Genomic DNA, 26,446 nt, shown 5'->3' with positions numbered 1-26,446 from the left:
TCAACGTCTCAACGTCTCGACGAGTCGTCGGAAGCCCGGACTTCGCCGCCGGCGACGGGCGGGAGGGCGGCGGCGGACGCCGCGCGCGGCGCCGGATGCCCCGGCGCGGCGTGCTGCTCCCGTTGGTGGGCCTGGCAGGCGGCCGCCGCGGCGAGGAGGGCCGTCACGGCCAGGGCCACCTGCCGTCTGCGTGCGATCATCGGTTCACCCCACTGCGATCATGCGTCGGACAAAGTCGTACGGTCAGATGAATGGGTACGAAAATGGCCGCCGCCGCAAACGGGATCGCCCCCTCCGTTAACCCGTCCGGCGTGCTTCCGTGATCCGGTGACCGTTCGTCGAACCGTTCGTCGACGCGATCGACCGTCCGCCGCAGAGCCGTGCGCGCGCCCTGTCCCCGCCGGGACCTTCGCGGTGCCATACGGCCATGACGGCCGGAATGACCCTCCCGATCCCGCACGGGACGACGACCGCCGAGCACGAGCTCGCCGCACTGCAGCGCGAGCACGGCAGGCCGCTCTTCGCGCTGCTGCTCAGGCTCTGCGACGGCGACCGGCAGCGCGCCGAGGACCTCCTGCAGGAGACCCTCGTCCGCGCCTGGCAGCATCCCGAGGCGCTGCGCGCCGACGCCTTCGACTCCGTACGGCCCTGGCTGCTGACCGTCGCGCGCCGGCTCGCCATCGACGCGCGCCGGGCCCGGCAGGCGCGGCCGCCGGAGGTCGGGGACGCGGTGCTGGAGAACGCGCGGGTGATCGCCGACCACGCCGAGCGCTCCGCCGCGACGCTCGACGTGCGCGAGGCTGTGAAGACACTCACTCCGGAACACCGTGAAGTCCTGGTGCTGGTGTATTTCCAGGGGGCGAGTGTGGCGGAAGCGGCGCAAACACTGGGGATTCCGCCCGGTACCGTGAAGTCCCGCGCGTACTACGCGCTGCGCGCCCTGCGCCGGGTACTTCCGGGATATGCGGCCGACCTGCGGTGAAACCGGACCGTGAGTCAAACCTCCGTAAAGTGCCTTGCTGAGGACCCTCGTTGAGTAATCGGCTGTCCTCATCCGTGTTCCGGACAGGGGTCCCAGGGTTCGGTCCCGGGCGACGCGCACGCACCGGAGGAAGGCAGGGAAGGGATGCTGCACAGAGGTCACGAGAGCACGGACGGCAGCGGTGGCGGTGAACTGGCCGTCCCCATGGCGTGGTTGTACGCCGAGTACATCGCCGACGAGCTGCTGCGCACCGGCGATCTGATGCCGCCCACGTCCTTCGAGTTCCGCGCCGGGCGGGACGCGCTGGCGCTGACCGTCTTCCTCTCCGACACGAGTGGTGAACTGTCCGGCATCCAGGTGGTCTCACAGCTGGAGACCTGGATGTCGCTGACGGCGTACGACCAGCCGTGGCAGCACTGGGTGGGCGAGCGGATGGCCGAGCTGGCGGCCGACGCGCACGCCGCCGGTGTGCCCTCGCCGGACCTGGCGCTGGCCGAGGCCGCCTGGCGCTGGCTGGAGGAGACCGAACTGCTCGCCCCCGACCTGGACGCGGTCCCGGGCGGCGCGGGACTGATCGGGGAGGACGAGGGGCCGAAGGTGTGGACACCGGCCTGGCGGCTCGGACTGCCCCTCGGGCACCTCGCGATCCATCTTTTTTAGATTCGCACCAATCCGCGGCCCGGACCGCTCCGAACGTCTTGGTTGCCATTCTGTGATCCGTGGCTTGAGTGATTCGGCTGTCCGGTGCGTACGGGTGGGAGCAAGGAGTAACCCCACCCGCACTCATCGGCACGAGGATTCGGCATGAGGTCCCTGGAACGGCATCGCGACGTCGGCGCGTACGCGCTCGGCGTGCTGGACGAGGCGGACGCCTTCCGCTTCGAGGACCACCTCATGGAGTGCCCGCGCTGCGCGGCGCACGTCACCGAGTTCGGTCCCACCGCGCGGCAGCTGATGCTGTACCGGCGGGCCACACCGCGCTTCGTGCACCCCATGACCCAGCCCGGCCCCCGGCTGCTGGACCGGCTCGTCGGCGAGGTGTCCCGGCGGCGCCGGGCCGGACGCCGCCGCCTGCTGTACGCCGTGGCCGCCTCGGTGGTGTTCGCCGTGGCCGGACCCGGGATCGCGTTCGTGGCCGGGTCCGGGTCCGGGGCCGGGAAGGAGCCGATGCAGGTCTCGGCGACCGACGCCCGGACGGGCGTGTGGGCGCAGGTCAGCGCGGAGAACGCGGACTGGGGCAGCCAGGTCGAGCTGAGGATCAAGGACGGGGCGGGCCCCCGCTCCTGCCGGCTCGTCGTCGTCGGCCGCGACGGCTCGGAGCAGACGGTGACCAGCTGGGCGGTCCCCTCGCACGACGCCCGGCCGAACACCATGGCGGGCGGTACCGCGATGCATACGGGTGAGATCGCCCGCTTCGAGGTGCGCACGGCGGACGGGCGGCCCCTGGTGACCCTGGCCTCGCACTGACCGGCGCCGCGAACCCCGGGCGGGGCGCTACTTCAGCAGCCGGGACAGTCTGCGGTCCGCCAGCGGCTTGCCGCCCGTCTGGCAGGTCGGGCAGTACTGCAGGGACGAGTCGCTGAACGAGACCTCACGGATGGTGTCGCCGCAGACCGGGCAGGGCTCGCCGGTGCGGCCGTGCACCCGCAGGCCGCTCTTCTTCTCGGCCTTGAGCCGTCCGGCGGCGATGCCCCGGGAGCGCTCGACGGCCTCCGTCAGGGTGGTGCGCAGCGCCGCGTGCAGTCGCGCGGTCTCCTCCGGTGTGAGGGAGGCGGCGAGCTTGAACGGGGACATCCTCGCCGCGTGCAGGATCTCGTCGCTGTAGGCGTTGCCCACTCCCGCGATCAGGCTCTGGTCGCGCAGCGCGCCCTTGATCTGGCGCCGCTCCCCCGCGAGCAGGCCCGCGAGGCGCGCCTCGTCGAAGTCGTCGGCCAGCGGGTCCGGACCGAGCCGGGCCACCCCCGGCACGTCCCGCGGATCCCCTACGACGTACACCGCGAGCCGCTTCTGGGTGCCGGCCTCGGTGAGGTCGAAGCCCGCGCCGGTCTCCAGGGCGACGCGCAGGGCGAGCGGCCCCTTGCCGGGGCGTGGCGGGGCCTGCGGCAGCGGGTCCTTCCACTGCAGCCAGCCCGCGCGGGCGAGGTGGGTCACGAGGTGCGGGCCGCCCTGAGTCGCGACGGCGAGGAACTTGCCGTACCGGCCCACCGCCGTGACCGGCCGGCCCTGGAGGGCGGTGACGGGTGGGTCGTAGGTCTTGAGGACGCTGACGGCGACGGGCAGCACCCGGACCATCTCGTGGCCGACGAGATGGTCGGTGAGGAAGTCCCTGAGCGCTTCGACCTCGGGCAGTTCCGGCATGGGTCCAGAGTGCCACCCGGCGCCGACAACGCCGCGCGGGCGCACCCGGGGAGCCGCCGGGCGCGCACCGGGCCCGCGCTGCGCGCCCTCCGTCCACACCCCCGCCCGCGCCGGTCAGGCGCGTTCCGGCACCACGAACTCGCACCACATGCACTTGCCGCCGCCCCGGGCCTCGACGCCCCACACGTCGGTGAGCCGGTCGACGAGCAGCAGCCCGCGGCCGGAGACGCCCACCTCCCCCGGCTCCCGGCGGCGCGGCAGGGCGCTGGAGGAGTCCTCGACCTCGACCCGCAGCCGCCGGTCGGTGCCGGTAAGCACCCGCAGGGTGACGATCGCGGCGCCCTCGGTGTGCATCAGGGCGTTGGTGATCAGCTCGTCGGCCACGAGTTCGATCTCGTCGGAGCGTTCCCGGGCGCCCCAGGCACGGACCGTGGAGCGGATCATGTGCCGGGTGTCGCTCAGCGCATCCGGGTCGCCGGGGACCACGTGCCGCTGGAGCCGGCTGACGGGCTGCCGCTCGGTCAGGCCCCGGCGGCGCAGCACCAGCAGGGCCACGTCGTCGTCGCCGCCGCGCTCCTCGGCCGCGTCGATGAGCAGGTCGGCGAGGTCCCGTACGTCCTCCGGGCCCCCGGCGATCAGCGCGGTGACATCCCTCATGCCGTCGTCCAGGTCGGCCCCGGGCTGCTCCACCAGGCCGTCGGTGCACAGCACCAGGGTCTGTCCGGGGTCGAGCTCCAGGGCGGCGACGGGGTACTCCAGGCTGCCGAACTCGGCGGACAGCCCGAGCGGCAGACCGCCGTCGACCGCGATACGGCGGCAGGTGCCGTCGTCGCCCCGCACCAGCGGGTCGATGTGCCCGGCCCGCACCACCTGGACGACGCCGGTGGACAGGTCCGCCTCCGCGTACAGGCAGGTGGCGAAGCGGTCGGTGTCCAGTTCGTGCAGGAAGACGGAGGCGCGGGCCATCACCGTGGCCGGGGTGTGGCCCTCGGCGGCGTAGGCGCGCAGCACGATGCGCAACTGGCCCATGACGGCGGCGGCGTGCGTGTCGTGGCCCTGGACGTCACCGATGACGGCGCCGACCCGGCCGCCCGGCAGCGGGATCAGGTCGTACCAGTCGCCGCCGATGTCGCGGCCCAGGGAGCCGCCGGCGTACCCGGAGCGGTAGCGCACGGCGACGTCGGCGCCGGGCACGCTGGGGATGGTGCGCGGCAGCATCGCCTGCTGGAGGCCCTGCGCCAGGTCCTTCTCCTGCTCGTAGAGCATGGCCCGCTGCAGGCTCTGCGCGATGCTGCTGCCGAGGGCGACCAGCACGTTGCGCTCCTCCTGGGAGAAGCCGCGCCGGTCGTTGTAGAGCAGCCCCATGGAGCCGATCGGGCGGGCCTGTGCGATCAGCGGCAGATAGGCCGCCGAGGTGATGTTCAGCCCGGTGATGTGCGGCCACAGGACGGGGAAGCGCTCGGAGAAGTCCTCCGGGGACTCGATGAAGCACGGGCTCAGGGTCCGTACCGTCTCGCTCATCGGGTAGGGCTCGTCGATCCGGGTGACCAGGGTGCCGGGCACGAAGCTGCCCGCCGGGCCCTCGGCGACCAGCCGGATCCGGCCCGCCTCGACCAGGCCGAGGACCAGGCTGGTGGAGCCGAGCAGGGCGAGGCCGCGGGTGTCCTTGACCACGTCGATGACGTCCTGGACCGTGCGGGCGTGGGCGAGGGCGGCGGTGGCGGCCTCCACCACGTTGGTCTGGTCGCGCCGGGCCGCCGCCTGCGCGGCGCGCTCCTGCCGGGCCGCGCTGTCGCTGAGCTCCTCCGTCGCGTCCCGGACGATGCCGATGATCCGGCGCGGGCGGCCCGTCTCGTCGCGCCGGATGTAGCCCTGGGTGTGGGTCCAGCGCAGGCTGCCGTCGCGGCGGCGGATACGGAAGTAGGTGCCGTAGTTCTCGCTGCCGTCCTTGAGCGCCTTGGCCACCAGGGCGTCGAGGCGGTCGCCCTCGGCCCGCGGCACCCGGTCGGCCAGGCTCTCGGGCCGGCCGTCGTACTCGCCGGGGCGGACGTCGAAGATCTCCTCGGCCAGGGGGTCCATGATGAACAGACCCGCGTCCAGGTCCCAGTCGAAGCTGCCCATGCGGTTGAGCGCCAGGATCGGATCCGAGTGCGCGGGCCAGTCGTCCGGGAGTGACAGGGCGTTCGCTCCCCGTTCAGCCATGGAGCCACCTTGCCAGGGATCGTGTGATTCTTCGAGCCGGGGTGGGCGCCTCGCGCGGTCCCGGGCGGGTACCGCGCGGCCGGCTTTCAGGCGGTGCCGCCGCCCGAGCGGGCGCCGGTCACGTGCTCTCGTACGGGGTCGGCCCGCCGCCGTCGGGGGAGCCGGGGGTGTCGGGCTCGGCCGGCGGGCCGAGGTCGCCGGCGGGGTCCGCACCGGCGGTGGACCCGGCGGGGCCGGAGGCGCCGTAGGGCGCGGGGAGGCCGGAGCGGGCCGGGGGAGCCTGCCCCGCGGCGTGCGGGTCCGGTGAGGAGCGCGGCAGGGAGACCCCGTCGCCCGGAGGCACCCGGGGCTCGGTCTGCGTCCCGGTCGCGTCCTGGTCCGGATGGTCCGAGTGGTCGCCGTCGTACGAGCCGTGGCCGTGTGTCTCCCCCCACGCCGGCTCGTCCGCCCCGCGCGGCGGCGGTACGACGCGGTCGCGCCGGACGTCCTGGCCGACCGCCCGCTCGATCCAGGTGCCGTGGGCGGCGTCGACGATCGTGATCCTGGTGAGCGCCTGCGGCGCCGGGGAGACCACGACCACCTCGGAGGAGCGGAACGCGGACCACGGGCGCCCCCGGGTGAGCGGCGCGCCCGCCATCGCCACCGGGGGTTCGAGCGGGTTGCCGCAGACGCAGCGCAGATGCGGCACCCCGTGGTCGTCGACGAGGACGGCCGTGCCGGACTGCAGCACGGACTGCCGGGTGGTCGCGCGGCCGTCGCGGAAGCCGTGGTCGGTGACGCGGGTGTCGGCGCGCAGCAGGACCGGGGTCAGGCCGCGCAGATAACCGGGCAGGGACTTCGGCTCCACGCCCAGGACGTCGGCGAAGACGCGCGCCTTGGCGCCGTCGGCGGTCAGGTGGGAGATCTGCCGCCGTACGTCGCAGACGGCGACGCCGGGCGTGCCGCCGTACAGTCCCGGCGTGCTGCCGACCAGGGAGCGCACTCCCCGCGGGGCGGACGGGGGTTTCACCGACGGCACCTTCGGGACCGACGGCGTCGGCCGGGCCGGCTGCGGTGTTCGGGTGGCCGGGGGCGGGGTAGCCAGGGAGATGGCCGTGGAGTCCGTGAAGGGATCGGGCCCCCGCTCCGCGGCCGATTCCAGGAAGAGCTCCACGTTCAGCCTGGTGGTCCGCTCGCCGCCGACGCATCCGGCGACGAGGAGCACGACCGAGAGGGCGCAAGCCGTGGCGAAGGTTCCGCTGGGTGTCCGCACCCCGTTCTCCTGCTTCGTCCGGGACGTTTCGTCCCTGTTGTCCGCTGCACCATTGTCTGCTCCACGCGCGCCGATCACGCAAGCGGAGCGCACCGTCACACACGGCGATCACATCTGGCGTCGGTGAGGAGAGAGGAGCGCACGGCCGTGGGCTGGTTCACCGCACCCGACTACTGGCTGAGCCGGCTGGTCTTCCAGCGGGCCCTGGCCACGGTGTACCTCGTCGCGTTCCTGACGGCGGCGCTGCAGTTCCGGGCGCTGCTCGGTGAGCGCGGCATGCTGCCGATCCCCCGCTTCGTGGCACGGGTGCCGTTCCGGGGGGCGCCGAGCCTGTTCCACCTGCACTACTCGGACCGCTTCTTCGCGGCCTGCGCGTGGGCGGGTTGCGCCGTGTCCGCCGCGCTGGTCGCCGGGCTGGACGCGGCACTCCCGCTGTGGGGGGCCATGCTGCTGTGGCTGGTGCCCTGGGCGCTGTACCTGTCCGTCGTCAACGTCGGCCAGACCTGGTACGCGTTCGGCTGGGAGTCGCTGCTGCTGGAGACCGGCTTCCTCGCCGTCTTCCTCGGCAACGACGAGGTCGCGCCGCCCGTCGTCGTGCTGTTCCTGCTGCGCTGGATCCTCTTCCGGGTGGAGTTCGGCGCGGGATTGATCAAGCTGCGCGGCGACGAGTGCTGGCGGAAGCTGACCTGCCTGCACCACCACCACGAGACCCAGCCGATGCCGGGCCCGCTGAGCTGGTTCTTCCACCATCTGCCCGGCCCGCTGCACCGGGTGGAGGTCGCCGCCAACCACTTCACCCAACTCGTGGTGCCGTTCCTGCTGTTCACCCCGCAGCCCATCGCCACGGCCGCCGCCGCGCTGATGATCCTCACCCAGCTGTGGCTGGTGCTGTCGGGCAACTTCGCCTGGCTGAACTGGATCACGATCGTACTGGCGCTGCCCGTGGTGCGGTTCCCGTCCCGCCCGCCGGCCGTGCCCGGCGCGCCGCTGTGGTACGAGGTCGTCGTCCTCGCCGTCGCCGCGCTGATCGTCTGCCTGAGCTACCACCCGGTGGTGAACCTGGTCTCCCGCCGCCAGGTCATGAACCGCTCCTTCGACCCGCTGCACCTGGTCAACACCTACGGGGCGTTCGGCACCGTCAGCCGGATCCGCCACGAGGTGGTGGTCGAGGGCACGCTCGACGACGTCCCGCGCGAGGACGCCGACTGGCGGGAGTACGAGTTCCGGGGCAAGCCCGGCGATCCGCGGCGCTGGCCGCGCCAGTTCGCGCCCTACCATCTGCGCCTGGACTGGCTGATGTGGTTCGCCGCGCTGTCCCCGGCGTACACCAGCGCCTGGTTCGGCGCGCTGGTGGAGCGGCTGCTGGAGAACGACCGCGACACGCTGCGGCTGCTGCGCCGCTCCCCCTTCCCGCCCGGCGAACCGCCGCGTTTCGTCCGCGCCCGGCTGTTCCGCTACCGCTACACGACCTGGCGGGAACTGCGCGCCACCGGCGCCTGCTGGCAGCGCACGTACGTGCGCGAATTCCTGCCCCCGACCCGGCTGACGGAGCCGGTCCGGCGCTCGTGAACGCGGACCGGCGACCGGCAGCCGGGCCGGCCGCCCGCCGGGCACGGACGGCGGGCCGCGTCAGGCCCGGCGCAGCCGCAGGGTCGCCAGCTCGAACGGTCGCAGCCGTACGGTGATCCGCTCGCCGTCCCGTTCCGGGGCAGGGGTGTCGGACAGCGGGCGTTCCAGCAGGTCCGTGACCGTGACGCCGGCGACCGCGAATCCCGGCGTCAGGGTCGCGCGGGCCCGGCCGCCATGGGCCTCGTGGAAGCGGACCACCACGTCACCGCTGCCGTCGTCGGCCAGCTTCACCGCCGTGACGACGACCGCGTCCTCGTCCACCGTCACCAGCGGGGCGACCTCACCGGCGCCGGTGACATGCCGCTCCGGCAGGTTGATCCGCCAGCCCTCCCGCACCGCGTCCCCGATGTCCGCGCCCGGCACCAGGGCGTGCCGGAAGCGGTGGACGCCCTGGTCGGTCTCGGGGTCGGGGAAGCGCGGGGCGCGCAGCAGGGAGACGCGGACCGTGGTCGTCGTACCGCGGTCGCCGCCGCTGCGGACGGTGCGGGTCACGTCGTGGCCGTACGTCGAGTCGCTGACGAGGGCGACGCCCCAGCCGGGCTCGGCCACGTGCACGAAGCGGTGGTTGCACGCCTCGAACTTGGCCGCCTCCCAGGAGGTGTTGGTGTGCGTGGGCCGGTGGAAGTGCCCGAACTGGGTCTCCGAGGCGTACCGTTCGGCGTGCACGTCGAGCGGGAAGGCGAGCTTGAGGAACTTCTCCGTCTCGTGCCAGTCGACCTCCGTGTCCACCACCAGCCGCCGCTCCCCCGGCGGCAGGGAGAGCACCTGGATGACGCGGGACGCGCCGAAGGACCGGACCACGCGCACCGACGCGCCGTCCTCGCCGGCCGTGACCGACTCGGCGTCCGTGAGGTCGGTGACCGTGTTGCGGTAGAACTCGTCCACGTCCCACGCGTCCCACATGTTCGGCAGGTCGGCGTGGAGCTGGAGGAGGTTGGCGGCGCGGCCCGGCGCGACGGTCTCGCGGTCGGCCCCGATGTCGTACGCGGACACCACGAGGCCCCGCCCGTCGATCTCGACCCGCAGCAGGCCGTTGTCCAGCACGTGTCCGCCGCCCGCGCGGGGCGTGAGCCGGGTGCCGCCGCCCGCGTCCGCCGGGGTGGCGGCGCCGCCCGCGGGGACGCCGGAGCGCGGGTGCGGGGCCGCGTTGAAGGCGAGCGGGGTCGTGCCCTCGCCGGCCAGGGCACGCTGGGCGGCCTCGACGATCCCGTCCAGCTCCGCCGCGATCCGCTCGTAGGTCGCGCGCGCCTCGCGGTGCACCCAGGCGATCGACGACCCCGGCAGGATGTCGTGGAACTGATGCAGCAGCACCGTCTTCCAGACGCGGTCCAACTGCTCGTAGGGGTAGGCGAATCCGGTGCGGACGGCGGCCGTCGCCGCCCACAGCTCCGCCTCGCGCAGCAGGTGCTCGCTGCGCCGGTTGCCCTGCTTGGTCTTCGCCTGGCTGGTGAGGGTGGCCCGGTGCAGTTCGAGATAGAGCTCGCCGACCCAGACGGGCGGCTCCGGGTACTCGGCCTCGGCCCGGTCGAAGAAGGCCCGCGGGGTCTCCCACACCACCCTCGCCGAGCCTTCGAGGTCGCGCAGCCGGGCCGCCTTGGCGACCATCTCGCGGGTGGTGCCGCCGCCTCCGTCGCCCCAGCCGGTGGGGGCCAGGGAGTGCCGGGCCACGCCCTTGTCCCTGAAGTTGCGGGTGGCGTGCGCGATCTCGCCGCCGTGCATGGCGCAGTTGTAGGTGTCGACCGGCGGGAAGTGGGTGAAGATCCGGGAGCCGTCGATGCCCTCCCACAGGAAGGTGTGGTGCGGGAACCTGTTCGTCCGCGACCAGCTGATCTTCTGGGTGAGCAGCCGGGTCGAGCCCGCCGCCCGGATGATCTGGGGCAGGCCCGCGGCGAAGCCGAAGGTGTCGGGCAGCCAGGCCTCGTCGTTCTCGACGCCGAACTCGTCCAGGAAGAAGCGCTTGCCGTGCACGAACTGCCGGGCCATGGCCTCCGAGCCGGGCATGTTGGTGTCGGACTCCACCCACATGCCGCCGGCCGGCACGAAGCGTCCGTCCGCCACCGCCCTCTTCACCCGCGCCCAGACCTCGGGCCGGTGCTCCTTGACCCACGCCCACTGCTGCGCCTGGGACATGGCGAAGACGAAGCCGGGCTCGTCCTCCAGCAGCGCGGTCATACTTGCCGTCGTCCGGGCCACCTTGCGCACGGTCTCGCGCAGCGGCCACAGCCACGCCGAGTCGATGTGCGCGTGCCCGACGGCGCTGATGCGGTGCGCCGAGGGGGCGGCGGGCGCGGCGAGCACCCCGGTGAGCAGGGAACGGGCCCGCGCCGCCGTGGAGTTGACGTCCTGGAGGTCGACCGCGTCGAGCGCCCTGTCCACCGCGCGCAGGATCTCCCAGCGCCGCGGCGACTCCACCGGCAGTTCGGCCATCAGCTCGCCGAGCACCTCCAGGTCGAGCACCAACTCCCACACCGTCTCGTCGAGGACGGCGAGGTCCATGCGGGCGAGGGTGTACTGCGGCTCGCTGCCGGCGGTCTCCTTGTCGCCGAGCGGGGTGGGCCGGAAGGGGTGGCGGCCGAAGACGACCGGGTTGGAGGCGGCCTCGACGTGCAGCCGCACCTCCTCTCCGCCCGCCACGGGGGCGCCGACGCGCACCCACTGGTTGCGCGGGTTGAGGCCCTTCACCGGGGTGCCGTCGGACCGGTAGACCAGGCCCTCGCACTGGAAGCCGGGCATGTTCTCGTCAAAGCCGAGGTCGAGGAGGGCCTCGACGGTCCGCCCGGCCCACGCCTCGGGCACGGTGCCGGTGACCCGGAACCAGCTGGTGCCCCACGGAGCACCCCACCGGGCGCCCACCTCGATCGGCTCCGGCTCGGCGGCCAGTCCCTCCGCGACCGGCACGGGCTCGCCGGGTGCGTGCCACACCGCCACGTCCAGGGGGACGCACTCCGGGTACACGGCGGGGCGGATGCGCTCGTCGAGGACACGCCGGAGACGGGCCTCGACCAGGCTGCGGTCGTCATGCATGGGGGATGCTCCGTAGGTCGTACGTCGGCGGGTGACTACCAGGGTGGACGACGGTCACGGGGGCGGACGAGGTATACAGCTCCCCCACCGCGCCCGGTTCCAACCGCGCCGCCCGACCGCCCGGTGCGGGCGCCGGACCCGCGGAGAACCATGCGGACTCCTTCACGGACGGCGGCGCGGCGGACCTCTCGACGTGAGGCCCGAGTGCGGGCACAGTTCTCCCTACGTACTCGCGAGTACGACCATGCCCGTCCCCCCCTTTTTTCTTTCCGAGGAGCGCCCGTGACCAGCTGGGCCGGCCGGAGTGCCGCCGAGATCGCCGCCGCCGTACGCGAGAAGCGGGCCACGCCCCGCGAGGTCGTGGCCGAGCACCTCGCCCGGATCGAGCGGCTCGACGGCCGTGTCGGCGCGTTCCGGACCGTCCGCGCCGAGGCCGCGCTCGCCGAGGCCGACGAGGTGGCCGCCCGGCCGGACCTGGCCGAACTGCCCCTCGCGGGCGTGCCGGTGGCCGTCAAGGACAACCTGGCGGTGCGCGGCGAGTCGACCCGGGTCGGCACCGCGGCGACCCCGGACACACCCGCCGACGAGGACCACGTGACCGTGGCCCGGCTGCGGGCGGCGGGCGCCGTGGTGGTCGGCCTGACGAACGTGCCCGAACTGTGCGTCTTCGGCACCACGGAGGGCGTGTACGGCACCGCCCGCAATCCGTGGGACACCTCGCGCACGGCGGGCGGCTCGTCGGGCGGCAGCGCGGCCGCGGTCGCCGCCGGGATGGTGCCGATCGCGCTCGGCAACGACGGCATGGGCTCGCTGCGCATCCCGGCCGCCAACTGCGGACTGGTCACCGTCAAGCCGGGCCACGGGGTGGTGCCGGCGGGCATCAGCGACGGCGACTGGTTCGGCATGTCGGAGAACGGGCCGCTGGCCACGACGGTCGAGGACGTCCGCCTGATGCTGTCGGTGCTCGCGGACACCGAGGTCGCGCGCGCGGAGGAGCCCGGGCTTCGGACCATAGCCGTCTCGGTGCGCAGCCCGCTCGCCGGGACCGCAATCAGCAAGCCGTACGTCACCGCCGCGCGGGAGGCGGCCGGGCTGTTGGCCGGGGCGGGGCACCGGGTCCGGCGGGCCGATCCGCCGTATCCGCTGTCGCTCGGGGTCACCGCCCTGCGGCACTGGACGGCGGGCACGGCCGTGGACGCGGCGGGCCTGGACCCGCGCCAGCTGGCGCGGCGTACCCGGGCCCACGCCGCCGTCGGACGGCGCTTCGTGAACGGGGTGCGAGCGGGCGAGGCGCGGGAGCAACTGCGCCGGCGGATGGAGCCGTTCTTCACCGAGCACGACGTGCTGCTCACTCCGGCGCTGGCCCGCCGCTCACCGCAGGCCGGGCCCTGGCACGAACGTGGCTGGCTGCGCAATGTGCTGGCCAACACCACCTATTCGCCCATGACGCCCCCGTGGAACCTGACCGGCTGGCCCGCGATGGCGGTGCCGTTCGGCACGCTGCCCTCCGGCGCGCCCTGCGCGGTGCAACTGGTGGGCCGCCCGGGCTCGGAGGCGGCGCTGCTCGACCTGGCGGAGCAACTGGAGCGGCTGCGCCCGTGGCAGCGGACGGCCGGGCTGGAGTAGCGGCCCGCCACGTTCGGGAGGTCACAGGGCCCGGTACATGATGTGCAGTCCCACCCGTCCGTGCCGGGGGTGTTCAAACGCCTCCGGCACGGTGCCGAGGACGCGGAAGCCGAGGGAGGTCCACAGCGCGACGGCCGGGTTGGTCTCGACGACGGCGTTGAAGACCATCCCGCGGTAGCCGTCGGCCCGGGCGGCTTCCAGGACGTGCTCGGCGAGGGCGCGGCCGATGCCCCGGCCGGCGTGGTCGGGGTCGACCATGAAGCCCGCGTTGGCGATGCGGGCTGCGGGGCCGCCGTAGTTGGGGGTGACATAGGCGGAGCCCACGACGGCGCCGGTCTCGTCCTCGGCGACGTACACGCTCTTGGCGGGGTTCATCCACAGCGCCCGGGCGTCCTCCTCGGAGGTGTCCGGGTCCCAGGCGTAGGTCTCGGCGGCGGCGACGATCCGGTGCCAGAAGGGCCAGATCCGCGGCCAGTCCTCGGCCACGGCTTGTCTGATCAGCATGGGCGTGAGTCTGGCACGCCCATGCTGCCGGCGATCGCGACGGGTCCCGCGGGTCAGTCCACGCTGGGCAGGATGTGCGGCTCGGCGAGGTCGTCCTCGTACCCCGCGAGGCGGATCGGGGCGGACCTGGCCCACACGTCCAGGCTGCCGAGGTCTCCGGGCCGCCGGCCCGCGCGCTCCGTGCGTTCCGTGGGGCCCTGATCGCGATTCGTCTTCTCCGGTGTCACCGCGCACTCCTTCTGTGTCGGTCACCCTCGGGGCGTCGTGGCCAGTCTGCGGTCCGGCACCTGACGCCCGCTCGGATTTCGGTCGTAGGCTGGTCGGACGCGGTGGCGCCGGCACTGAAGGTCCGAGCCGGCCGTGGTGCAACGGCTTGCCCCGGGACGGACCGTGGGTGTGGATGGGACCCCTTGGTGCTGTCCGTCCACCTCAGGTTAACCAAATGAGCGGCCCCCTGCTCGATGGGGCTGCAAACAACGCGTAACTATCTGAAGTCCGCTGTGTTCATTGGGCCATGTACGAGCGGATTTGTCACATCATGTGCGACGCGTAATTCACCCGTCCGGGCTAAGCGAGCGAGGGGTGGGGGGCACCGGGCCGACGGGCCGCGAAAAGGGTGCCGTTGAGGCGGGGCGCGGGCGCCTACGGGCGCAACCGGCCCCGCCCCCTCACCACTTGCCCGGCGCGTAGTCCTTCAGGAAGACGCCGTACAGGTCCTCGCCCGCCTCGCCGCGCACGATCGGGTCGTAGACGCGGGCGGCGCCGTCCACCAGGTCGAGGGGGGCGTGGAAACCGGCCTCGGCCAGGCGCAGTTTGTCGTAGTGCGGACGCTCGTCGGTGATCCAGCCGGTGTCGACGGAGGTCATGAGGATGCCGTCGGTCTCGAACATCTCCTGGGCGCTGGTCCGCGTCACCATGTTCATGGCCGCCTTGGCGGCGTTGGTGTTCGGGTGCCCGGCGCCCTTGTAGCCGCGGCCGAAGACGCCCTCCATCGCGGAGACGTTGACGACGTACGAGCGTCCGCGGTCCGCCTTCCGGGCGGCGTCGGCCATGGCCGGGCGCAGCATGCTGATGAGGATGAACGGCGCCGTGTAGTTGCACAGCTGCGTCTCGAGCAGCTCCACCGGCGAGATCTGCTCGATGGTCTGCACCCAGGTGTTGCTCTCCACGACGTCGGGCACGAGGCCGCCCGCGTCGATGGCGGTGCCGTCCAGGTGCCGGGCGACGCTGGCGTTGCCCGCGACGAGCGCGAGGTCGGCGACCTTCTGCGCGTCCAGGCCGCCGGTGCCGAGGGGCAGCGCGGCGATGCCGTCGACCGCGCCGGAGTTGAAGGCGCCGATGACGTGGTGGGCGGGGAGTTCACCGGCGGGCAGCGGGGCGCTCTCGCCGTCGACCAGCGCCGCGTACGCGGAGGGCAGCCGGCGCACGGTCTGCGTCGCGTTGTTGATCAGGATGTCGAGCGGCCCCGCCTCGGCGACCCGCTCGGCCAGGGCCACGGCCTGCGCCGGGTCGCGCAGGTCGATGCCGACGACCTCGAGCCGGTGCATCCAGTCCGCCGAGTCGTCCATCGCCTTGAACCGGCGGATGGCGTCCTTGGGGAATCGCGTGGTGACCGTCGTGTGCGCGCCGTCGCGCAGCAACCGCAGCGCGATGTACATGCCGATCTTGGCGCGGCCGCCGGTGAGCAGGGCGCGCTTGCCGGTCAGGTCGGCGCGCGCGTCCCGCTTGGACCGGTTCGTCCGGGCACAGTCCGGACAGAGCTGGTGGTAGAAGTAGTCGACCTCGACGTACCGGGCCTTGCAGGTGTAGCAGGAGCGGGGGCGCTGGAGTATCCCCGCGATCCGCCCCTCCTCCGTCATCGACGACGGCAGGATGCCCTCGGTCTCGTCGTCGATGCGCTGGGCGGAGCCGGTCGCGGTGGCCTCGGTGACCTCCTTGTCGTGGGCGGTCTTGGCGGCCCGGCGCTCCTGGCGGCGGCGCTGCTTGACCGTCCGGTAGACGCCGGCCGTGGCCCGGCGCACCGCGACGGCGTCGGGGTGGTCGACCTCCAGCTGGTCGAGTTCCTCCAGCACACTGAGGCAGACGGCGAGGCGCTCGGGGTCGATGCCGGGGCCGTGGACCATCTCCTCGGTGGCCTTCGGGCCGTCCTGTGTCACCGTCATCGCGCTGCCGTTCCCTGGGTCACCCGCGCGGCGCTCCGACTCGCGCCCGCTTTCGAACGCGGAATTTTACTTCAGCGCCGGGCCGCATCGCCAAACGCGTGATGATCACCGTCCGCAGACCGTGATCAGGGCCTCCACCTCCTCGGACACGGCGGCGGCGAGCCGGCCCAGGTCCGGCACGGCCTTGGCGTCGGCGACGAGCCCGTAGTGGACGCTGCCGCGGTAGGTGGAGATCGCGATCGCCAGTGACTGCCCGCGGGCCAGCGGCGCGAACGGGAAGACGGCGGTGAGCGGATGGCCGCCGAGCTTCAGGCCGAGGCTCGGCAGCGGCACGCTGGTGACCAGGATGTCGAACCAGAGCCGGGCCGCCTGGCCGACCAGCGGACCGCCGAGCCGGTGGCCGAGCGCGGGCACGTGGTCGGCGAGCAGCGCGACCGCGCCCGCGCCCCGGTTGGGGCCGGCGTCCTTGTTGCGGTCCATGGCGGTGCGGACGGCGCCGAGCCGGCGCAGCGGGTCCGGGTCGCCGACGGGAAGCTCTATCAAGTAACCGGAGAGCCGGTTGCCCTGCGGGTGCGCGGTACGGGGCCGGCGCCGGGAGACCGGGATCAGCGCGCGGGGCGCGACGCCCTCGCTGCCGTCGCCGCGCTCGTCCAGCCAGCGGCGCAGGGCGCCCGCGACGACGGCGATGAGGACGTCGTTGACGGTGCCGCCGACGGCCTTGCGCACCAGGTGCACGTCGTCGATGTCGACGACCACTCCGGCGGTGCGCCGGGTGCCGGTGGGCTCGGCGGTGAGCGCCGGTGTGGAGCGGGTGGCGAGGGTGGAGCGGGCGACCGCGGCGCCGATGTCGAGGGCCCGGCCCACGTCGGACAGCGCGCCGCGCAGCAGTCCGGGCAGCTTGCGCACGTCGGGCAGCAGACCGCGCGGCGGCTCGGCGGGGCGGGGCCGGGGCGCGGGCATGTCCATCGGGTCCATGATCGCTGCGGCGAGCGTGAGTGCGCGCAGCCCGTCGGCGAGGGCGTGGTGGAACTTGAACAGCACGGCGAAGGAGACACCGTCCTCCCCCGGCAGCACATGGGTCTCCCACGGCGGCCGGTTGCGCTGGAGCGGCCGCTGCATGAGCCGGCCGGCCACCGCCTGGAAGTCCGCGGCCGGGGCGTGCAGCCGGACGTGGTGCAGCGGGTCGAAGCCGGGGTCGGGCTCGCGGGCCGCGCCGCCGAAGGCCAGGGGCCGCCCGAGGCCGGCCGCCAGCGGCCGCCCCGCGCCGAGCGGGCGCCACACGTCCCGGATGCGCATGCGCAGTCCGGGCACGGCGGCCGCGCGGGCGGCGAGCAGGTCGGCGGCGTGCGCGCCGGCGGTCGGCGAGTGGGCCGAGAACACCCCGAGCGCACCGAGGTGCATGGGATGGTCGGCGGACTCGATGTTCCAGAACGCCAGGTCGAGGGGCGCGAGCAGGTCAGAGGTCAAGGCTTTCCTCGCATCGGCGGTGGGTGAGTCTGCAGTCAACCGCCCTCAACCGATTACGGTCAAGTACGATCAAGCTACGCTCAGTTAACAGCAGATTAAGTCCCACCCGGGGAGAAAGTGGTGGGACGGACGGGGTGGAAGAGGCGTACGAGGTGTCACCCTCCCCGGTGACGGGTCACTTCAGCGCAGGTGGCGCGGCCTCCGGGCCGGTGCCCCACCGGGACGGCCGCGGCCCGACCGTGAAGTCGAGCGTCCCCAGCGTGCGCAGTTTTCCGGTGGTCAGATACGTCCGGTCGTACGTCACCCCGTTGGCGCGGACCGTCTGGATGTACCGGTCGCGGTCCGAGGTGCCCGGCGTCCTGATCGTCAGTGCGCCGCGCGGGTAGTAGCGGCGGTCCAGCCTCAGGTCGACGCGCTCGAAGACGGGGGTGGACAGGCCCCAGGTGTCGTAGCCGGGCTGCACCGGGAAGAGGCCGATGGACGACAGCACGTTCCAGGCGGACATGGTGCCGAGGTCGTCGTTGCCGGTGATGCCGGTGGGGGTGTCCGTGAAGAGGGTGAGCGCGGCGTGCACCACGTCGGTGGTCTTCCACGGCTGCCCGGTCGAGAGGTAGGTGTACGGGGCGATGAGGTCGGGCTCGTTCTGCAGGTTGTACTTGTCCGCGTTGTAGTACGCGTACGGCCCGTTGACCCACACGTCCCGCGCGGTGCCCACGGGGTCGCGCAGCACCCGGTCGTAGGCGAAGAACGCGTCCAGCCGTTCGTTGGCGGCCCGCGCGCCGCCGATCAGGTCGACCATGCCGGGCAGGTCCTGCGGCACCAGCCACTGGTACTGCCAGGACGTGCCCTCGTGGAAGCCCTCGCTCCTGGCCGGGTCCGCCGGGCCGGTGAACGCTCCCGAGGCGTCACGGGCGCGGAAGAAGCCCGTCGAGGGGTCGAAGATCCTGCGGTAGTTCTGGGCCCGGGCGGCGTAGCGCTCGGCGTCCTCCCGGTGGCCCAGGTCGCGTGCCATCCGGGCGAGCATCGCGTCGGAGAGGGCGTACTCCAGGGTCGCCGAGGCACCGAAGGCGTAGTCGGAGTGGCCGGCCTTGGTGGGCGAGTGACCCTTGACGTAGGGCGCGAAGCCCTTGGTGAGGTAGTCCGGGTTGGCGTCCCGGCCCACCGCGGGGGAATCGGCCGGCGGCACCCCGTCGGCGTTCTTCCTCAGCGCCGCGTACGCCCGGTCCTCGTAGCCCTTGAGCAGGCCCTGCTGGTAGGCGTTGGTGAGGAACGGGGTGACCGGGTCGCCGGTCATGATGTTCGTCTCGACCGTGCCGTAGCCCCACTTGGGCAGCCAGCCGCTCTCCTCCTCGATCCGGAGCACGGACAGCGCCATGTCCCGGGACTCGCGGGGCGCGAACAGGGCCAGCAACTGGGCCTGGGTGCGGTAGGTGTCCCACAGGGACCAGTTCTGGTAGTACGTGAAGCCGCGCGCGCGGTGGATCCTCCGGTCCCAGCCGGTGTAGCGGCCGTCGGCGTCGCTGCCGACGTTGGGCGCGAGGAACGCCCGGTAGAGCGACGAGTAGAACGTGCGGCGCAGCGTGGGGGTGCCGCCCTGCGCGCGCACGTCGTCGAGCCGGTCCTCCCAGGCCCGCCGGGCCGCGTCCCGTACTGCGTCGAAGGGCCGTCCGCCCTCGGCCCTGAGGTTGCCCGCCGCGCCCCGCGCGTCGACGTAGGACAGCGACGTGGTCGCCTCGACGGTACGGTCCTTGGTCGTGTCGAAGCGGACGTAGGCGCCGCCGCGCCCGGTGGACGAGCCCGCGGTCACGGTCGGGCCGTCCCAGGTGCCGTACGCCGTGAAGGGCCGGTCGAACCGGGTGACCGTGTAGACCGTGTAGGGCAGCGTGTCCATGCAGAAGCCGCGGCCGGTGACGGCGGTGCGCACGGTGCGGTCGTCGAGGATCTCCACCTCGGAGGAGACGCCCTTGTGCAGCGCCTGCGCCGCGTCGAGCAGCACATTGGCCTTGTCGGTGGCGGGGAACGTGTACCGCTGCACGCCGGTGCGCGCGGTCGCGGTCAGTTCGGCCTCGATGCCGGAGTCCAGGGCGACCTGGTAGTAGCCGGGGCTCGCCGCCTCGTGCTCGTGGCGGAAGCCCGCCGCGTACTTCGCGTCGTCGGTCCGCGTCACCTCGCCCGTGGTCGGCAGCACCGGCAGGTCGCCGCCGAGGCGGCAGCCGACGCCGGAGAGATGGACCAGGGAGAAGCCGCGGATGTGGTCCTGGCCGTGGTCGTAGCCGGTGCTGTGCCCGGTGTCCGGCGAGAACTGCACCATGCCGAAGGGCACCGCCGCGCCGGGAAAGGTGTTGCCCTCGTTCGCGGTCCCGATGAACGGGTCGACCAGGTCGGTGAGCCGGCCGTCACGGGGCGCGGCGGCCCGTGCCGCTCCGGGAGCGGCGGACAGCGCGGACGCTGCCACCGTGCCGGCCACGCACAGGCGCAGGCGCCGGGTCCATCTCATGCAGGAGACCTCCGCGGGGAGACATCGATTCCTGCATGATCACGTCTGACGGGCGGTCAGCCGGGCATCCGGCGAGTGTCGCGTGCGACGCGTCGCGGATCGGCGCCTCGACGCGGCGCGGACGGGCCTCTCCGTCGAACACACACCCATCGGAGGCACGGCGATCGAACGCTTGGCTGTGGGGCCCACGGCAGTGGGGCGCGGGGTGGTGCGGGCGGTGCGGGTGGGTCGGGGCGGGGGGCTACGGCACCCGCTGCCCCTTCCCCAGCGCGATCACACCGCCCTTGGAGACGGTGTAGAGCTCCGCGTCGCGCTCCGGATTGACGCCGATGGTCGCGCCCGGCGGCACCTCGACGTTCTTGTCCAGGACGGCGCCCCGCACGATGGCGCCGCGGCCTATGTGGACGTTGTCGTGCAGCACCGAGCCCTGGACGACCGCGCCCGGGTCCACCACGACCCCCGGGGAGAGCACGGACCGGGTGACCTGCCCGCGGATCAGGCAGCCGGCGCTGATGATCGACTCGCTGGCGATGCCGCCGGCGTTGAAGCGGGCCGGTGAGAGCTGGTACGAGTGCGTGTAGACGGGCCAGCTGCGGTTGTAGAGGTTGAAGGCCGGGCGCTCCGCGATCAGGTCCATGTGGGCGTCGTAGTACGCGTCGAGGGTGCCCACGTCGCGCCAGTAGCCCTGGTCGCGGGTGGTCTCCCCCGGCACGTGGTTGGCGCTGAAGTCGTACAGCTGCGCCTCGCCCCGGTCGGTGAGCTGGGGCAGGATCGAGCCGCCCATGTCGTGCACCGAGTTCGCGTCCTCGGCGTCCCGGTACAGCGCTTCGATCAGCGCCTTGGTGGTGAAGATGTAGTTGCCCATGGAGGCGAAGACGCACCCGGGGTCGTCGGGCAGGCCCGGCGGATCGGCGGGCTTCTCCAGGAAGCGCTCCACGGTCTGGCCGTCGGAGCCCGGGGTGATCACCCCGAACGAGGAGGACTCCGCGCGCGGCACCCGGATCCCGGCCACGGTGACGCCCGCGCCGCCCTCGATGTGCTGGCGGAGCATCTGCCGCGGGTCCATGCGGTAGACGTGGTCGGCGCCGAAGACCGCCACGTAGTCGGGCTGCTCGTCGTGGACCAGGTTGAGCGACTGGAGGATCGCGTCGGCGCTGCCCAGGTACCAGCGGGGTCCCAGCCGCTGCTGTGCCGGCACCGGGGTGACGTAGTTGCCGAGCAGGCTGGACATCCGCCAGGTGGTGGTGACGTGCCGGTCCAGGGAGTGCGACTTGTACTGCGTCAGCACGCAGATCCGCAGGATGTCGCCGTTGACGAGGTTGGAGAGCACGAAGTCCACGAGCCGGTAGGTGCCGCCGAAGGTGACCGCCGGTTTGGCGCGGTCGGCGGTCAGGGGCATCAGGCGCTTGCCCTCCCCGCCCGCCAGGACGATTCCGAGGACCGAAGGTCCACCACGACGCATGGCCGCTCCCCTCACCCGGTTGCACCACTCCTGCCCCTGAGCAGGGAGCACTAAGCCTGTTTGAGGATCTCCTCGTACAGCCGCGCCGTGCGCCGGGCGACCGCGTCCCAGCCGAACTCCTCCACCGCACGCTCCCGGCCGGCCTCGCCCATCCGCCGCGCACTCTCCGGGTCGCCCAGCACCCGGTCCAGGGCGCGGGCCAGGCCCGCCTCGAACTCCTCCTCGTCGTCGTCCACGGCGACGAGTACCCCGGTGCGGTCGTCCTCGACCACCTCCGGAATGCCGCCGACCCGCGAGGCCACCACGGGGGTTCCGCAGGCCATCGCCTCCAGGTTCACGATGCCGAGCGGCTCGTACACCGAGGGGCAGACGAAGACGGCCGCGTGGGTGAGGAGCTGGATCACGTCCGGGCGGGGCAGCATCTGCGGGATCCAGAACACGCCTTCGCGGATCCGGCTCAGCTCCTGGTACAGCTGCCGGAACTCGCGTTCGATCTCCGGGGTGTCGGGCGCGCCCGCGCACAGCACGACCTGGGCTGCCGGGTCGATGCCCCGGACCGCGCGCAGCAGGTGCGGCACGCCCTTCTGCCGGGTGATGCGGCCGACGAACAGCACATACGGGCGGTGCGGGTCGAGGCCGACGCGGGACAGCGCCTCGGTGCCGGGGGCGGGCCGGTACAGGGTGGTGTCGATGCCGTTGTGGACGACGTGCACCCGGGCCGGGTCCAGCGCCGGGTAGCAGCCGAGGACGTCCTCGCGCATCGCGCCGGACACCGCGATCACCGCGTCGGCGGACTCGATCGCGGTGCGCTCGGCCCAGCTGGACAGGGCGTACCCGCCGCCGAGCTGCTCGGCCTTCCAGGGGCGCAGCGGCTCCAGCGAGTGGGCGGTCAGCACGTGCGGGACGCCGTACAGGAGCTTGGCGAAGTGGCCGGCGAGGTTGGCGTACCAGGTGTGGGAGTGGACCAGTTCGCGGCCCTCCGCGGCGGCGGCCATGGCGAGATCGACGGAGAAGGTGCGCAGGGCGTCGTTGGCGCCGTCCAGGGCGCGCCAGGAGCGGTGCCGCACCACGCCGTCCGCGCGGCCCTCGCCCCAGCAGTGCACCTCCAGGTCGACGAGCCGCCGCAACTCCCGCGCCAGGAACTCGACATGGACGCCCGCACCGCCGTACACATCCGGCGGGTACTCCCGGGTCAGCAGTCCCACTCGCACCCGCAACCCCCTGATCTCAGCGGCCGGTCGCTTTCATGGTCACCCAGATGCGGCGCGTGGGGAAGAGCGCGGGGCTCGTGTGAAACAACAGTCACCGCACACACCGCCGCCCGGCACACGGTAGTAGAGGCAGCAGCTGCGCCGCCGGAAGACGGCGGAGGCGGCGGTGCGGGGGCCTTTGCCGGGGCGGGGGGCGGTGCCGGCGTCGGTACCGGTGCCGGTGTCGGTGTTGGCGCCGGCGCCGGTGAGGGGGGTGAGTGTGCCGGTGCCGGCGAGGAGGGGGTGCGCGAGGAGGCGCGCGGCCAGGTCCCAGGATCGCCGGGCCGTCTCCGGACGGCCGTGGGCGTGCGCCCACCGGCCCAGTTGGCGGACCGTGCCGACCAGCGCGGACGCCGCGTTGCCCCACAGCAGTCCCGGAGCGATCCGGTGGCGGGCGCGCAGGGCCGCCGCGAGGGGCGCCAGATGGCCGTGCAGGACGGCCTCCGCGAGGGTCGCGGCGTCCGCGGGCCGCGGGCGCACCTCGGTGAGCCACAGGTCGTCGGGGGCGCCGGCCCGCGGGTCCCAGCGCAGCAGGCGCGGACCGAGGTCCGGGACCCGCCCGTACACGGCGGCGGAGCCGAGCGCCACCGACCACAGCCGGGCCGCGAGCGCCTGCTGCGCCACGGAGGCGGCGACGCGTGCCTCGGGGGCGCGGATGCCGTCGGCCACCTTGCGCACCCGCAGCGTCAGCGGATCGTCCCCGCGGCCGTCCGTCGCCGGGCGTTCGTAGGCGTGCGCCAGCGTGGGCAGGTCCCCGCGGGGCGCGCCGCCGCCCGTGCGCAGGAGGAAGAAGCCGCCGAGCGGGCGCAGCGCGGCGAGTTCGGGGTCGAGGTCCACGAAGAGCAGTAGTACCAGCAGTGCTTTCCCGCGCCCCCTAGGGGCTGTCCGGCGGATCAAGTCGCAGAGAGGCAACGGCGCCTCATCAGCGCAGGTGAGCGGGGTCGGGTGCGTGCACCTGCAAGGCGGAGGAGGGAGTCGACGCGATGGGGGTCCCCCCTGCTCGAGCGAAGCCGAGAGCTTGGGGGAGTCGGCGACCGACGACAACGCCGCTGGGGGTACCCCCTGCTCGAAGAGCTTGGGGGAGGGCGTGCCGGACCCCGCGTCTGCGGCATGATCCGCCGGACAGGCCCTAAGGGTGTCGTCGGGGCTGCTCCGCCGTCCGTCGCCCACCCGGGGTAGGAGGGGGCCCCGGGCGTACTCCATCGGCAGTAGGACCCATTGCGTGCTCAGGGACGACGACGGGAAGTGATCGGCACGGCAGGGTGTTCCCCATGAACGCAGACCGTTCGTCGCGCCGGGGTCACCGCCCCCGCCTCACGCAGAGGAGCAGCTCATGAGCGCCCTCGCGTTGTCCGTGCTGCTGTCGCTCGTCTCCGCCTTCGCCTACGCGGGCGGAGCGATCGTGCAGGAGCAGGTCGCGGTGTCCTCCCCCGGCGAGCATTACGCGCCGCTGCGCCGGTGGGCCTGGTGGGCGGCGGTGGCACTGAACGGTCTCGGCGGGCTGCTGCACGTAGTGGCCCTGGCCTACGGTCCGCTCAGCCTCGTCCAGCCGCTCGGCGCCCTGACCATCGTGGTCGCGCTGCCGATGGCGGCGCTCTTCGTCGGACGCCGCGCCGGTGCCGCCGCCTGGCGGGGCGCGATCATGGCGACCGTGGGCCTCGCGGGCCTGCTGTCCCTGGTGGGCTCCTCGCAGGCGCAGTCGCTGGACACCGCGCAGCGCGCGGCCGTGGCCGTGGTCACCGGTGGCGTGGTGGTGGCCCTGATGGCCGCGGGCCGCGCGGCCCACCGGCATCCGGCGGTGCGCAGCGTGCTGCTCGCCACCGCCTCCGGCCTCGCCTTCGGCGTCTCCTCGGTGTTCACCAAGACGGTCGCGGTCGACTGGACCGACGGGGTCTCGGCGGCGGACCTGCCGTCCCTCGCCGTCATAGGCGTGCTGGCCACGGCCGGCATGCTGCTGTCGCAGGCGGCCTACCGGGGCGGCGGCCTCGCGGCGCCGCTGGCGACGCTGACGGTGGCGAACCCGGTGGTGGCGGCGGCGGTCGGCATCACCATGTTCGGCGAAACCTTCCGCTATGGGCCGACGGGCACGGCGCTCGCGCTCGGCTGCGGTGTGGTGGCCGCGGGCGGCCTGATCCTGCTGACGACCGAGCGCCTGGAGCACACGGCGCCTGCCGCGGGCCGGGTCCCGGTTTCCGAGCCGTACGAGTTCCCGGTCGTCGCGCCCACGCCCGCAGCGCCCGTGCCCGCCATACCCGTGCCCGCAGCGCCCGCGTCCGTGCCCGCCCCCGCCCCCACGCCCGCGAGGACGTCGGCGGCAGTCGCGGAGGTCCCCGGCCGTCGGCCCGAAGCAGCGGCGGCGGACCTCCTCGTCCAGGCTCCACCGGCGCTGCCGGACCCGGCCGTGCCGGCACAGACGGGTTCACTGATCGTGCTCGGCCCGTTCTACGCGGGCGTGTACGTCCCGGTACCGGACCCCGACCTGCATCGCGCGCGGGTCAGATCCTGACGCCGCGGGCCCGGAGATAGGCGACCGGGTCTATGTCCGAACCGAAGCCGGGCCCCGTCCGCATCTCGAAGTGCAGATGCGGACCCGTGACGTTGCCGGTGGCGCCCGAGCGGCCTATGCGCTGTCCGGCGCCGACGCCCTGCCCGGCCCGCACGGAGATCGCCGACAGGTGCCCGTACTGGCTGTAGCGCCCGTCGCCGTGCCGGATCACCACCTGGTAGCCGTACGACCCGCCCCAGCCGGCGCTCACCACGTGCCCCGCCTCCACCGCCTGCACCGACGTGCCGGTGGGAACCACGAAGTCGACCCCGGTGTGGTAGCCCTTCGACCAGTGGCTGCCGGCCGCGTGGTACGGCGTGCCGACGGCACCGGTCACCGGGGCGACGACGGTGTGCGAGGCGGAGCGGGAGGTGGCGTGCGAGGTCGAGCGCGAGGTGGAGTGCGGGGCGGACTGGGAGGACCTGCCCGACTCGTGCGTCGCCGGCTTCTCGTGCGTCTTGGGCGTCGTGTGGGTGTGGTGGGTCTTGGGCGTCCTGTGGGTCGAGGGTCCGGCGTCGGGGTGGTGGGGCGCGGACGCCGGGCGGAGGGCGAGCCGCTGGCCCGGCAGGATCAGGTCGGGGTCGTCGCCGACGACCGTACGGTTGGCCGCGTACAACTGCCGCCAGCCGCCCGCGACCTGACGCTCGTCCGCGATGCCGGAGAGGGAGTCGCCGCGGACCACCGTGTACATCTCGGCGGTGCCGGCCCGGGACTGGGGCGTGGTGTGCGGCTGCACGTCGCGCACGGAGGTCTTGGCGGCCCTGGCCGCACCGGCGGCCTTGGCGACCCCGGCGGACTCGGTGGCCTTGGCGGCTTTCGTGGTGCGGGTCGCCGTACCGTCCGGGTGGACCTCGGGGGCGCCGCCGCCCCGGGTCAGGCCTGCCCGTACGGAACACACCGGCCAGGCGCCGGGCCCCTGCCCGTCGAGCACCCGCTCCGCCACGGCGATCTGCTGGTCCCGGCTCGCCAGGTCCGCGCGCGGCGCGTAGCGGGTCCCGCCGTACGCCTCCCACGTGGACCGGGTGAACTGGAGCCCGCCGTAGTAGCCGTTGCCGGTGTTGATGCCCCAGTCGCCGCTCGACTCGCAGGCCGCGACCTTGTTCCAGACGGACGCGTCGGCCGCGTGGGCCGCTCCGGAGCCGATCAGCGGGATCGCCATGCCGACGCCGCCCGCCGTGACGGTGAGTGAGGCGCGGTTGATCCTGTTCGGCTGGTACCGGCGATGCCGGCCGCGTGCGGCCATGTCTCAAGCCCCCTCGACATGCGTCAGGAGGGGCAAAAGTAAACGCCGCCAACAGGCCATGACAAGACGGCTATCAGCCGCTTCGTCACCCCAAGTGGCCGGTACGAGGTCGCCATTGGCCGGATCGTCCGCCTCCGCACTGAGCCGCGGGGCACCCCCCGCGCGTATTCAAGCCCGCGGGGGCCGGATGTCCGGTCGCCGTACCGGCACGTCAGGATGGTCGCAGGGCCGGGAACAGCGATA

Annotated in this window: 20 protein-coding genes; 6 read left to right on the top strand and 14 right to left on the bottom strand. The window is 73.4% G+C overall.

The genetic code is table 11. From position 1 onward, the window contains the following. Window positions 1-8: 8 nt before the first annotated feature. Entirely contained in the window at window positions 9-200 is a 192-nt protein-coding gene (locus ACIQ9G_RS06320; RefSeq protein ID WP_403607103.1) for a hypothetical protein, read from the bottom strand. Window positions 201-427: 227 nt separating this feature from the next. Here ACIQ9G_RS06320 and ACIQ9G_RS06315 point away from each other — a divergent pair, with 227 nt between their 5' ends. From ACIQ9G_RS06315 to ACIQ9G_RS06305, 3 genes are all read left to right on the top strand, one after another. Then, a complete protein-coding gene (locus tag ACIQ9G_RS06315; RefSeq protein WP_403607101.1) occupies window positions 428-982 on the top strand; it encodes a sigma-70 family RNA polymerase sigma factor in 555 nt (184 codons plus the stop codon). Between the two features lie 144 nt (window positions 983-1,126). Continuing rightward, a complete protein-coding gene (locus tag ACIQ9G_RS06310; protein WP_403607099.1) occupies window positions 1,127-1,642 on the top strand; it encodes a hypothetical protein in 516 nt (171 codons plus the stop codon). Between the two features lie 144 nt (window positions 1,643-1,786). Continuing rightward, complete coding sequence (locus tag ACIQ9G_RS06305; RefSeq protein WP_403607097.1) at window positions 1,787-2,449, top strand: zf-HC2 domain-containing protein; 663 nt, start codon at window positions 1,787-1,789, stop codon at window positions 2,447-2,449. Window positions 2,450-2,476: 27 nt separating this feature from the next. On the opposite strand, the gene ACIQ9G_RS06300 is transcribed toward ACIQ9G_RS06305, so the two are convergent. The 3 genes from ACIQ9G_RS06300 to ACIQ9G_RS06290 form a co-directional block, all read right to left on the bottom strand. Further along, a complete protein-coding gene (locus tag ACIQ9G_RS06300; RefSeq protein WP_403607095.1) occupies window positions 2,477-3,340 on the bottom strand; it encodes an Fpg/Nei family DNA glycosylase in 864 nt (287 codons plus the stop codon). Window positions 3,341-3,454: 114 nt separating this feature from the next. After that, window positions 3,455-5,542, bottom strand: coding sequence for a SpoIIE family protein phosphatase (locus ACIQ9G_RS06295; RefSeq protein ID WP_403607093.1), 2,088 nt, complete (start codon window positions 5,540-5,542; stop codon window positions 3,455-3,457). Window positions 5,543-5,660: 118 nt separating this feature from the next. Continuing rightward, a complete protein-coding gene (locus ACIQ9G_RS06290) occupies window positions 5,661-6,794 on the bottom strand; it encodes a DUF6777 domain-containing protein (protein ID WP_403607091.1) in 1,134 nt (377 codons plus the stop codon). Window positions 6,795-6,941: 147 nt separating this feature from the next. On the opposite strand from ACIQ9G_RS06290, the gene ACIQ9G_RS06285 reads away from it, so the two are divergent. Further along, on the top strand, window positions 6,942-8,363 hold the full coding sequence (locus ACIQ9G_RS06285) for a lipase maturation factor family protein (protein ID WP_403607089.1): 1,422 nt from the start codon (window positions 6,942-6,944) through the stop codon (window positions 8,361-8,363). Window positions 8,364-8,423: 60 nt separating this feature from the next. Here ACIQ9G_RS06285 and ACIQ9G_RS06280 read toward each other — a convergent pair whose 3' ends face one another. Beyond that, window positions 8,424-11,447: an alpha-mannosidase gene (locus ACIQ9G_RS06280; protein WP_403607087.1), complete on the bottom strand. Its 3,024-nt coding sequence runs from the start codon at window positions 11,445-11,447 to the stop codon at window positions 8,424-8,426. A 282-nt stretch (window positions 11,448-11,729) separates the two neighbouring features. On the opposite strand from ACIQ9G_RS06280, the gene ACIQ9G_RS06275 reads away from it, so the two are divergent. After that, entirely contained in the window at window positions 11,730-13,073 is a 1,344-nt protein-coding gene (locus tag ACIQ9G_RS06275; protein WP_403607085.1) for an amidase, read from the top strand. A gap of 21 nt (window positions 13,074-13,094) precedes the next feature. Here ACIQ9G_RS06275 and ACIQ9G_RS06270 read toward each other — a convergent pair whose 3' ends face one another. The 8 genes from ACIQ9G_RS06270 to ACIQ9G_RS06235 form a co-directional block, all read right to left on the bottom strand. Further along, window positions 13,095-13,577, bottom strand: a complete 483-nt coding sequence (locus tag ACIQ9G_RS06270) for a GNAT family N-acetyltransferase (RefSeq protein WP_403607083.1) — start codon at window positions 13,575-13,577, stop codon at window positions 13,095-13,097. Window positions 13,578-13,630: 53 nt separating this feature from the next. Further along, entirely contained in the window at window positions 13,631-13,804 is a 174-nt protein-coding gene (locus ACIQ9G_RS06265) for a hypothetical protein (RefSeq protein WP_403607081.1), read from the bottom strand. 441 nt (window positions 13,805-14,245) lie between these two features. Beyond that, a complete protein-coding gene (locus ACIQ9G_RS06260; protein ID WP_403607079.1) occupies window positions 14,246-15,739 on the bottom strand; it encodes an SDR family NAD(P)-dependent oxidoreductase in 1,494 nt (497 codons plus the stop codon). A gap of 105 nt (window positions 15,740-15,844) precedes the next feature. Further along, window positions 15,845-17,206, bottom strand: coding sequence for a wax ester/triacylglycerol synthase family O-acyltransferase (locus tag ACIQ9G_RS06255; RefSeq protein WP_403607077.1), 1,362 nt, complete (start codon window positions 17,204-17,206; stop codon window positions 15,845-15,847). Window positions 17,207-17,381: 175 nt separating this feature from the next. Continuing rightward, window positions 17,382-19,703: a GH92 family glycosyl hydrolase gene (locus tag ACIQ9G_RS06250; RefSeq protein ID WP_403607075.1), complete on the bottom strand. Its 2,322-nt coding sequence runs from the start codon at window positions 19,701-19,703 to the stop codon at window positions 17,382-17,384. A 241-nt stretch (window positions 19,704-19,944) separates the two neighbouring features. Then, window positions 19,945-21,165, bottom strand: a complete 1,221-nt coding sequence (gene glgC / locus ACIQ9G_RS06245) for a glucose-1-phosphate adenylyltransferase (RefSeq protein ID WP_403607073.1) — start codon at window positions 21,163-21,165, stop codon at window positions 19,945-19,947. A 50-nt stretch (window positions 21,166-21,215) separates the two neighbouring features. Further along, window positions 21,216-22,376 (bottom strand): glycogen synthase, encoded by a 1,161-nt coding sequence (glgA, locus tag ACIQ9G_RS06240; protein ID WP_403607071.1) that lies wholly within the window; start codon window positions 22,374-22,376, stop codon window positions 21,216-21,218. A 39-nt stretch (window positions 22,377-22,415) separates the two neighbouring features. Continuing rightward, window positions 22,416-23,252: a (2Fe-2S)-binding protein gene (locus ACIQ9G_RS06235; RefSeq protein ID WP_403607069.1), complete on the bottom strand. Its 837-nt coding sequence runs from the start codon at window positions 23,250-23,252 to the stop codon at window positions 22,416-22,418. A 496-nt stretch (window positions 23,253-23,748) separates the two neighbouring features. On the opposite strand from ACIQ9G_RS06235, the gene ACIQ9G_RS06230 reads away from it, so the two are divergent. Beyond that, window positions 23,749-24,921, top strand: a complete 1,173-nt coding sequence (locus tag ACIQ9G_RS06230) for a DMT family transporter (RefSeq protein WP_403607067.1) — start codon at window positions 23,749-23,751, stop codon at window positions 24,919-24,921. On the opposite strand, the gene ACIQ9G_RS06225 is transcribed toward ACIQ9G_RS06230, so the two are convergent. Next, window positions 24,911-26,203, bottom strand: coding sequence for a transglycosylase family protein (locus tag ACIQ9G_RS06225; protein WP_403607065.1), 1,293 nt, complete (start codon window positions 26,201-26,203; stop codon window positions 24,911-24,913). The genes ACIQ9G_RS06230 and ACIQ9G_RS06225 overlap by 11 nt on opposite strands. Window positions 26,204-26,446 lie beyond the last annotated feature (243 nt).

Origin of the sequence: Streptomyces sp. NPDC096152, assembly GCF_044763235.1 — a bacterium.
Lineage (GTDB): Bacteria > Actinomycetota > Actinomycetes > Streptomycetales > Streptomycetaceae > Streptomyces.
This window is presented reverse-complemented; position numbering and strand designations above follow the sequence as displayed.